Here is an 8,385-nt window from a genome sequence, read left to right on the forward strand (position 1 = left end):
GCCTGCCTCGCCGCGCCGCCGGCGCTGCGCAGCCCGGAGCCCGGGCGCGCCGCGCGCTGCCTGCGCATCGCGGCCTGAGGAGGACTCACACGATGTGGCTCTACGCCCTCCGCCGGGTGCTCTATGCCGTGCCGATCGCGCTGGCAGTGAGCCTGGTGTGCTTCCTGCTCGTGCACATCGCGCCGGGCGACCCGGTGAGCGCCATCGCCCCGGCCGATGCGCCGGCCGAGGTGGTCGCGCAGATCCGCCGCGACTACGGGCTCGACAAGTCGCTGCCGGAGCAGTTCGGCGTATGGCTGCTGCGCGCGCTGCAAGGCGACCTCGGCCGGTCGCTCGGCACCGGCCGGCCGGTGCTGGCGGAGGTTCGCGCGGCGGTCGGCAACACCCTGATGCTGGCGCTCTTCGCTGCGGCGATCGGCTTCACGCTCGGCACGCTGCTCGGCGCGGTGGCCGGCGCGCTGCGCGGCAGCTGGGTGGACAAGCTCGCGGTCGGGCTCGCCGCCGCCGGCGTCTCGGTGCCCCACTACTGGCTCGGCATGGTGCTGGTGGTGCTGTTCAGCGTGATGCTCGGTGCATTGCCCGCTATGGGCGCGGGGCCCGGCAGCTCCGCCGACTGGGCCTTCGACTGGGCGCACCTGCAGTTCCTTGTGCTCCCCGCGGTCACGCTCAGCGTCATCCCGATGGGCATCGTGACGCGCACCGTCCGGGGCGCGGTGGCGGAGATCCTGGGGCAGGACTTCGTGACGACGCTGCGCGGCAAGGGGCTGCGCCGGATGGGGATCGCCTGGCACGTCGTGAAGAACGCCGCGCCCGGCGTGCTGGCGGTGATGGGGCTGCAGCTCGGCTACCTGATGGGCGGGTCGATCCTGGTGGAGACGGTGTTCAGCTGGCCCGGCACCGGGCTGCTGCTCAACAGCGCCATCTTCCAGCGCGACATCCCGGTGCTGCAGGGCACCATCCTGGTGCTGGCCCTGTTCTTCGTGGCGCTCAACCTGGCGGTGGACCTGCTGCAGACCGCCCTCGATCCGAGGATTCGCCGGGCATGAGCGCGACACACGCCGCCGCCGCGCTGGCCGTCGCCGAGGGGCGCCGAAGCCGCGGCTACTGGCAGGGCGTCGCGCGCCGCCTGTCGCGCGATCCCGTCACGCTGGCCTGCGGCGCGATCCTTCTGCTGATGGCGCTCGCGCTGCTGCTGGCGCCGCTGCTGGCGCCGCACGATCCCTACCAGACCAGCATGATCCGCCGCCTCCGCCCGATCGGCTTCCCGAACCATCCGCTCGGCACGGACGAGCTGGGGCGGGACATGCTGACGCGCCTGCTCTATGGCGGGCGCCTGTCCTGGTTCCTCGGCATCACGCCGGTGCTGATCGCCTTCGTGGTCGGCGGGACGCTCGGCGTGCTGGCGGGCTTCGCCGGCGGCTGGCTGAACATGGCGATCATGCGCACGACCGACGTGTTCTATGCCTTCCCGTCGGTCCTGCTCGCCGTCGCGGTCAGCGGCGCGCTGGGACCTGGCGTATCGAACGCCATGCTGGCGCTGACGCTGGTCTTCGTGCCGCAGATCATCCGGGTGGCGGAAAGCACCACCACGGCGGTCCGCAACCTGGACTACGTGGACGCCGCGCGGGCCACGGGCGCGGGGCCGCTGACCATCGTGCGGGTGCATGTCCTGCCCAACGTGCTCGGGCCGATCTTCGTCTACGCGACGAGCCTCATCAGCGTCTCCATGATCCTGGCCTCGGGCCTGTCTTTCCTCGGCCTCGGCACGCGCCCGCCGGAGCCGGAATGGGGGCTGATGCTGAACACGCTGCGCACGGCGATCTACAGCCAGCCGATGCTGGCGGTGCTGCCGGGGCTCTGCATCTTCGTCACCAGCATCTGCTTCAACCTGCTGAGCGACGGGCTGCGGAGCGCGATGGACGTGCGGGCCTGACCGACGCTCGGTCGGCCTGCGCGTGCCGTCGACGGGCGTGGGCCAGCCAATGGAGCACCGGACCGAGGCGCCATATGCCGACAGCGACACCCCGGGGCTGCACTCTCCGGCCCCGCATGGGCGACTGAGCCGCCCGTCGCGCGGTCCGTCGGAGGCGCGCCAGCGCTTCCGCCCTTGCAGGGGCAGGCCAGCGTACATCCTTGGCGGGAAATGGTGGGCGCACTAGGGCTCGAACCTAGGACCCGCTGATTAAGAGTCAGCTGCTCTACCAACTGAGCTATGCGCCCGCCGGGAGGCGCAGATAGGCGGAACCGGGGGCTTTGTCCAGCCTGCCCATGCAAGCCTGCCGTGAACCAGCCGCAGGGCTCAGGGGCCGTCCCGCACCCCCTCCATCTCCGCGTCGCGATGCACCTGCACCGACATGAGCAGCCCGAAGCCGAGCATGGTGGTCAGCATCGCCGACCCGCCATGGCTGATCAGCGGCAGCGGCACGCCGCCCACCGGGATCGACCCGGTCACCATGGCGACGTTCACGAAGACATAGAGGAAGTAGTTGGTCGCCAGGCCCACCCCGAGCAGCCGGCCGAACTGGTGCCGGCTGCGGAGCGCCACCAAGAAGCCGAAGGCGATCACCATCGCCAGCAGCGTCAATACGGTCAGCGCGCCGACCATGCCGAACTCCTCGGCGATCATGGTGAAGATGAAGTCGGTCTGCTTCTCCGGCAGGAAGTTCAGGTGGCCCTGCGTGCCCTGCAGGAACCCCTTGCCCCACAACCCACCCGAACCCAGCGCGATCTTCGACTGGATGATGTTGTAGCCAGCGCCCAGCGGATCGCTCTCGGGGTCGAGGAAGGTGGTGATCCGGGCGCGCTGGTAGTCCTTCAGGTTCTCGTAGACGATGGGCGCGGCCGCCGCGACGCCGCCGATGGCCAGGGCGAACTTCCACAGCCGCACGCCAGCCGCGAAGAACACGGCGCCCCCCACCATGATCGTGATCAGCGCGTTGCCCAGGTTCGGCTGCTTGAAGATCAGCAGCGCCGGTACGGCGATCGCGACCAGCGGCGGGATCAGGAAGAAGGGATTGCCGATCCGCTCCCAGCTGGCCTTGTGGAACCAGGAGGCGAGCGCCACGACCAGCAGGATCTTCATCAGCTCAGAGGGCTGCAACTGCAGCGGCCCGAGGTCGATCCAGCGCTGCGCCCCCTTCCCCACCTCGCCATGCATCGCGACGAGCACCAGCAGCGCGACCCCGGCGGCATAGCCCAGCCACGCCAGGCGCTGGATGATGCGGATGTCCACCATCGCCACCGACAGCATCAGCACCAGGCCGAAGCCGAAGCGGATTGCGTGCTTCTGCGCATAGGGCTCCGGCGCGCCGCCGCCGGCGGAGTAGAGCGCGACATACCCCACCGCCGCGACCGCGCAGAGCAGCAGGACATACAGCCAGGGGATGCGCCAGAACTTGTCCAGCACCCCGGCGCCGCTGTCGCGCAGGATGAGCCGACGTTCGAATCTCATGTCCGCGGCACCTGCGCCACGCGCGGGGTCGGGTTGCCCGGGCGGAGGCGCTGGAACGCCTCCACCAGCACCTCCTTCGCCAGCGGCGCCGCGGCGCCGGATCCGCTGGTGCCGTGCTCCACCACCACCGCACAGGCCAGCCAGGGGTTGTCGTGCGGCGCATAGGCGACGAACAGCGCATGCGGCCGCCATTCCCGCGGCAACTGCTCCACGCGGAAGCCGCGCTCGCGCTGCTCGCGCGTCACGCGGCGCACCTGCGTGGTGCCGGTCTTGCCGGCCATCTGCGCGCCGAGCGCGGCCGGCAGCCGGTGGGCGCGCGCGGTGCCGCCCTCCTCGTTCACCACGGCCCACATGGATTCGCGCACCAACCGCAGATGCTGCTCCGGGATGCCGAGGCTGGGCCAGTCCTCCGGCCGGCTCCCCCGCACGGGCCGCCCGGCGATCGCGCGCGTCAGGTGCGGCTGCACCGCGCGCCCGGTCGCGATGCGCGCCGTCATGGTGGCCAGCGACAGCGGCGTCAGCTGGTAGAAGCCCTGGCCGATGCCGTGCACGACCGTGTCGCCCAGCGCCCAGGGCTTGCCCTGCGCCTGCCTCCAGGCACGGTCCGGCACCAGCCCCGCCCGGGCGCCCGGCAGCTCGATGTCGAGCGGCACGCCAAGGCCGAGCCGGCGCGACATCGCGGCGATGCGGTCGATGCCGATCCGCTTCGCCATCTCGTAGAAATAGACGTCGCAGGAGACCTTCAGCGCCTGCCGCATATCCACGGAGCCGTGGCCGTTGCGGTTCCAGCAATGGAAGCGCGCCTCGCCCAGGTCCATGTGGCCGGGGCAGAAGACGCGCTCGCCCGGCGTCGTCACCCGCGCCTCCAGCGCGGCCAGCATCATCACCATCTTGAAGGTGGAGCCCGGGGCGTAGAGACCGTTGGTGGGCTTGTTGATCAGCGGCGTCGCCCGGTTCGCGGTCCATTGCCGCCACTGCGCGGCGGTGACGCCGGAATTGAACACGTTGGGGTCGAAGCTCGGCCGCGTGGCCAGCGTCAGCACCTCGCCGTTGCGGGCATCCATCAGCACCACGGAGGTGCCTTCCTCGATCTTCCCGCGGATCGCCTTCTGCAGCTCCGCATCGACCGAGATCTGCACATCGTCGCCCTGGCTGCCCTCGCGGCGGTCCAGTTCCCGGATCACCCGGCCCACCGCGTTGACCTCCAGCTGCACGGCGCCGGCGCGGCCGCGCAGGATGCGGTCGTGATGCCGCTCGATGCCGGCCCGGCCGACGCGGATGCCGGGCAGCTCGAGCAGCGGGTCGCCATCCATGTCGCGCTCCGAGGGCGGCGCCACGTAGCCCACGACATGCGCGAGGTGCTCGCCTTCCGGGTAGAGCCGGGTGGTGCCGAGCTCCACGCTGATGCCGGGCAGGTCGGGCGCGTTGAGCTCGATATGCGCCATCTCCTCCCAGGTCAGGAACTCGCGCACGATCACCGGCACGAAGCGCCGACGCCGGCGCACCTCGCGCTCGATGCGCGCGCGCTCCGTCTCGGTCAGCGGCACGATCCGCGACAGGGTGTCGAGCGTCGCAACGACATCGGCCGTCTGCTCCGCCACCAGCAGGGCGCGCCAGTTCAGCCGGTTGCCGGCGACCACCCGCCCCTCGCGGTCCAGCACGCGGCCGCGGGGCGGCGCGGTCAGCCGCGCGGAGAGCCGGTTTTCCTCGGCCAGGGTGGCATAGCGCTCGCCTTCCTCCACCTGCAGGCGGTGCAGCCGCCAGGCCAGGAAGCCGAGCAGCCCCATCTGGCCGGCGCCCAGCAGCAGCGCACGGCGGGCGAAGATGCCCCGGACGCGTTCCTGCTCGCGCTGCTTGCGGCTCATCGTACTTCGGCCTCAGGCGCCGGCGCCGCCTGCGGTGGCTTCGCTTTCGCGCCGACGCGCTGGCGCACCGAGCGGGACGGTCGGCCTGCGCGCGGGGCCGCCGTCGCGGCCCGAAGGATGGCGATTGCGCGCGCGGTCACGCCGCCTCCTCCGCGCGGACCATCATGCGGTGCAGCCGACCCAGGACGAAGGCGAAGGCGGGATAGAGCCCGGCCGCCAGCGCCGCCTGGTGCAGCATCGGCGCCGGCGGCGGCAGGGTGAAGGACAGCGCGGCGTTCAGCACGTAGCCCAGCGCCCCCGTGGCCAGGGCGAAGCCGCAGAACACCACCCACACTGCCAGGAAGCTCTGCCGCGCCAGGAAGCGCCGCCAGGACACCGCCAACCCATGCGCCACCAGCAGCGTCAGCACGCCGGTGCCGAGCGGCGCCAGCGACAGCAGGTCCAGCAGCAGCCCAACCAGGAAGACGGCGGGCGGCGACATCGCCCCGGGGCGGAAGATCGACCAGAACACCACCTGCGGCAGCGTGACGGCGGGCAGCAAGGCAGGCATTCCGGTGGGACCGGCGGCCACCACCATGGTCAGCGCTGCGATCAGCGGCGGCATGAGCGCGCGCGCCAGCGCCTCCACCCGCCGAAGCAGGCTGGGCGAGGGCTCCGGCCGGCCGACGGTCGCCATCCGCGCTCACCGCCGGCCACGCGGTTCGGGCCGCGCCACCGCCTCGGGCGGCAGGATTCCGCCCAGCCCGAAGTCGAACAGCCGCACCAGGTCCAGCCGATCGAGACGGGCGAACAGCTCGACCTCGGCGGCGCCAGACTCGCTGTAGCGCACCACCCCCACCGGCAGCCCGGCCGGGAAGCCGATGCCCTCCGCACTCGTCACCAGCCGCTCGCCCTCCACCGGCCGGGTGCCCTCGGCCCAGAACTGCAGCCGCGGCCGCGGCCCGTTGGTGCCCACCATCATCGCCCGCGCCCGGCTGCCTTCCAGTGTGACGGGCACGCGCATGTTGATGTCGGTCGCCAGCAGCACGCGGGCGGATCGGTTGCCCACCTCCGTCACCCGGCCGGCGAAGCCGCGCTCGTCGAGCGCGATCTGCCCGCGGCGCACCTGCAGTTCCGGCGGCACCGCGATCAGCACGGCACGCGCATAGACCCCGCCCGCATCCGCGATCACGCGCGCGGTGCGGAAGCTCGGCGCGGCTTCCGGGATGAACTGCAGTTGCCGCCGCAACAGCGCGTTCTCCGCCTCGAGCGCAAGGGCTGCCGCCTGCCAGCGGCGCAGGCGTTCATTCTCCTCCCGCAGCCGGGCATTCTCCTCGCGCAGCGAGACGAGTTCCGGGAATTCCGCCACCGCATCGCGCACGATGCGCGCGGGCTCGGCGAAGGCGGCGTAGAAGGGAGCCAGCACGTCGGACAGCATGGTGCGCGCCCGCTCGGCGATCACGGCATCCGCCTTGCCGAGCAGCATCGTGCCGAAGGCCGCGGCGATCAGCACGGGCAGGGTGAGCCGCGACAGCGCCTGGCGGAGCGGGATGCTCAGACGGATCACGCGGCGACCACCCCCAGGCGCTCAGGCCGGGACGTGGTCCCGGCCGGAAATCAATACATTGAAGTCAATACGTGGCGAAGGCGCTTCATCTCCTCAAGGGCCCTACCGGTGCCGAGCGCCACGCAGGACAGCGCCTCCTCCGCCACCACCACGGGCAGGCCGGTGGCCGCCCGCAGCACCGCATCCAGCCGGTGCAGCAGCGCGCCGCCGCCGGTCAGCACGATGCCCTTGTCCACGATGTCGGCGGCCAGTTCCGGCGGCGTGTTCTCCAGCGCGACCTTGACCGCCTCCACGATGGCCATCACCGGCTCGTAGAGACTCTCCGCGATCTGACGCTGGCTCACCACCACCTCGCGCGGCACGCCGTTCATCAGGTCACGGCCCTTCACCTCGGTCAGCGGGCCTTCCTCGCCGGCATCGGGAGGCGCCGCGGCGCCGATCTCCATCTTGATGCGCTCGGCCGTGCTCTCGCCGATCAGCAGGTTGTGGTTGCGGCGGATGTAGCTGATGATCGCCTCGTCCATCTTGTCGCCGCCGACGCGGACGCTGCGCGCATAGACGATGCCGCCCAGCGAGATGACGGCCACCTCCGTCGTGCCGCCACCGATGTCCACGATCATGGAGCCCGAGGGCTCGGTCACCGGCAGCCCGGCGCCGATCGCGGCCGCCATCGGCTCCTCGATCAGCAGCACCTTGCGGGCGCCCGCGCTCTCGGCACTCTCCTGGATGGCGCGGCGTTCCACGGCGGTGGAGCCGGAGGGCACGCAGACGATGACCATGGGCGAGGCGAAGCCGCGCCGGTTGTTCACCTTGCGGATGAAGTGCTTGATCATCTCCTCCGCCGCCTCGAAGTCGGCGATCACGCCGTCCCGCAGCGGCCGGATGGCGGCGATGGAGCCCGGGGTGCGGCCAAGCATCAGCTTCGCCTCCTCGCCCACCGCCAGCACCTGCTTGCGACCCCGGTTGTCCGAGATGGCGACCACGGAGGGCTCGTTCAGCACGATGCCCCGACCCTTCACATAGACCAGCGTGTTCGCGGTGCCGAGGTCGATGGCCATGTCGGCCGAGAGGAAGCCGAACAGGCGGGAAAACATGCGGTCGTGACCTTCCGAGCCGGGCCGAATGGCGGGGCGCCGCCCGATCGCGTGCCGCCTGCCGGAACCGGCCGGCCAGGACGGATGCCCCGGGCCCGGCGGCGCCCGGTGCTCACGGCTTCGCGGGGTGGCGCGAGGCGGGTCCCTTAGCCTTCCCCCGCCGCACGCTCAAGCCCAAAGCAGGCTGGCGCCGAACCCGGTACGAAGCCGGGCGTTACGCCAGCGTCACCACGGCCTCGGAGGAGACACGCGGCATGCGGAAGATGGCCCTGTTGCTAGGCCTCGCGGCGATGCTGGCCGCCTGCGGCTACAACACCACGGACCGGGCGGTGTCGGGCGGGCTGCTCGGCGCCGGCGCCGGCGCGGCGATCGGCTCGATGACCGGCAGCGCCGGCACCGGGGCGCTGATCGGCGGCGCGGCCGGCGCGG

Annotated in this window: 7 protein-coding genes and 1 tRNA gene; 2 read left to right on the forward strand and 6 right to left on the reverse strand. The window is 71.8% G+C overall.

Translation table 11 applies throughout. The features are described 5' to 3' along the window. The first annotated feature begins 92 nt into the window (after positions 1 to 92). Complete coding sequence (locus OZN99_RS19795; protein ID WP_270936981.1) at positions 93 to 1,046, forward strand: ABC transporter permease; 954 nt, start codon at positions 93 to 95, stop codon at positions 1,044 to 1,046. Then, on the forward strand, positions 1,043 to 1,933 hold the full coding sequence (locus OZN99_RS19800; RefSeq protein WP_270936982.1) for an ABC transporter permease: 891 nt from the start codon (positions 1,043 to 1,045) through the stop codon (positions 1,931 to 1,933). The genes OZN99_RS19795 and OZN99_RS19800 overlap by 4 nt, the downstream gene beginning before the upstream one ends. Before the next feature lie 211 nt (positions 1,934 to 2,144). Here OZN99_RS19800 and OZN99_RS19805 read toward each other — a convergent pair. From OZN99_RS19805 to OZN99_RS19830, 6 genes are all read right to left on the reverse strand, one after another. Continuing rightward, a tRNA-Lys gene (locus tag OZN99_RS19805) sits at positions 2,145 to 2,220 on the reverse strand. Between the two features lie 79 nt (positions 2,221 to 2,299). Further along, positions 2,300 to 3,451 carry a rod shape-determining protein RodA gene (gene rodA, locus OZN99_RS19810; protein ID WP_270936983.1) on the reverse strand — a complete coding sequence of 384 codons (1,152 nt, stop codon included), beginning with the start codon at positions 3,449 to 3,451 and terminating at the stop codon, positions 2,300 to 2,302. Then, positions 3,448 to 5,316: a penicillin-binding protein 2 gene (gene mrdA / locus OZN99_RS19815; RefSeq protein WP_270936984.1), complete on the reverse strand. Its 1,869-nt coding sequence runs from the start codon at positions 5,314 to 5,316 to the stop codon at positions 3,448 to 3,450. Before mrdA ends, rodA begins: the two co-directional genes overlap by 4 nt. Positions 5,317 to 5,452: 136 nt before the next feature. Next, the gene (gene mreD, locus OZN99_RS19820) at positions 5,453 to 5,992 is read right to left on the reverse strand and encodes a rod shape-determining protein MreD (protein ID WP_270936985.1); all 540 of its coding nucleotides are present in this window, start codon (positions 5,990 to 5,992) and stop codon (positions 5,453 to 5,455) included. Positions 5,993 to 5,998: 6 nt separating this feature from the next. Continuing rightward, positions 5,999 to 6,862: a rod shape-determining protein MreC gene (gene mreC / locus OZN99_RS19825; RefSeq protein WP_270936986.1), complete on the reverse strand. Its 864-nt coding sequence runs from the start codon at positions 6,860 to 6,862 to the stop codon at positions 5,999 to 6,001. A 50-nt stretch (positions 6,863 to 6,912) separates the two neighbouring features. Further along, the gene (locus tag OZN99_RS19830; protein ID WP_270936987.1) at positions 6,913 to 7,956 is read right to left on the reverse strand and encodes a rod shape-determining protein; all 1,044 of its coding nucleotides are present in this window, start codon (positions 7,954 to 7,956) and stop codon (positions 6,913 to 6,915) included. Positions 7,957 to 8,385 lie beyond the last annotated feature (429 nt).

The sequence above is a fragment of the Falsiroseomonas oryzae genome (genome assembly GCF_027856955.1).
Lineage (GTDB): Bacteria > Pseudomonadota > Alphaproteobacteria > Acetobacterales > Acetobacteraceae > Falsiroseomonas > Falsiroseomonas oryzae.

Bases quoted from the DNA above. Each gene is read 5' to 3' on its own strand.
- OZN99_RS19830 (WP_270936987.1), bottom strand. From the start codon at position 7,956: ATGTTTTCCCGCCTGTTCGGCTTCCTCTCGGCCGACATGGCCATCGAC.
- mreD (WP_270936985.1), bottom strand. From the start codon at position 5,992: ATGGCGACCGTCGGCCGGCCGGAGCCCTCGCCCAGCCTGCTTCGGCGG.
- rodA (WP_270936983.1), bottom strand. From the start codon at position 3,451: ATGAGATTCGAACGTCGGCTCATCCTGCGCGACAGCGGCGCCGGGGTG.
- OZN99_RS19795 (WP_270936981.1), top strand. From the start codon at position 93: ATGTGGCTCTACGCCCTCCGCCGGGTGCTCTATGCCGTGCCGATCGCG.
- OZN99_RS19800 (WP_270936982.1), top strand. From the start codon at position 1,043: ATGAGCGCGACACACGCCGCCGCCGCGCTGGCCGTCGCCGAGGGGCGC.
- mrdA (WP_270936984.1), bottom strand. From the start codon at position 5,316: ATGAGCCGCAAGCAGCGCGAGCAGGAACGCGTCCGGGGCATCTTCGCC.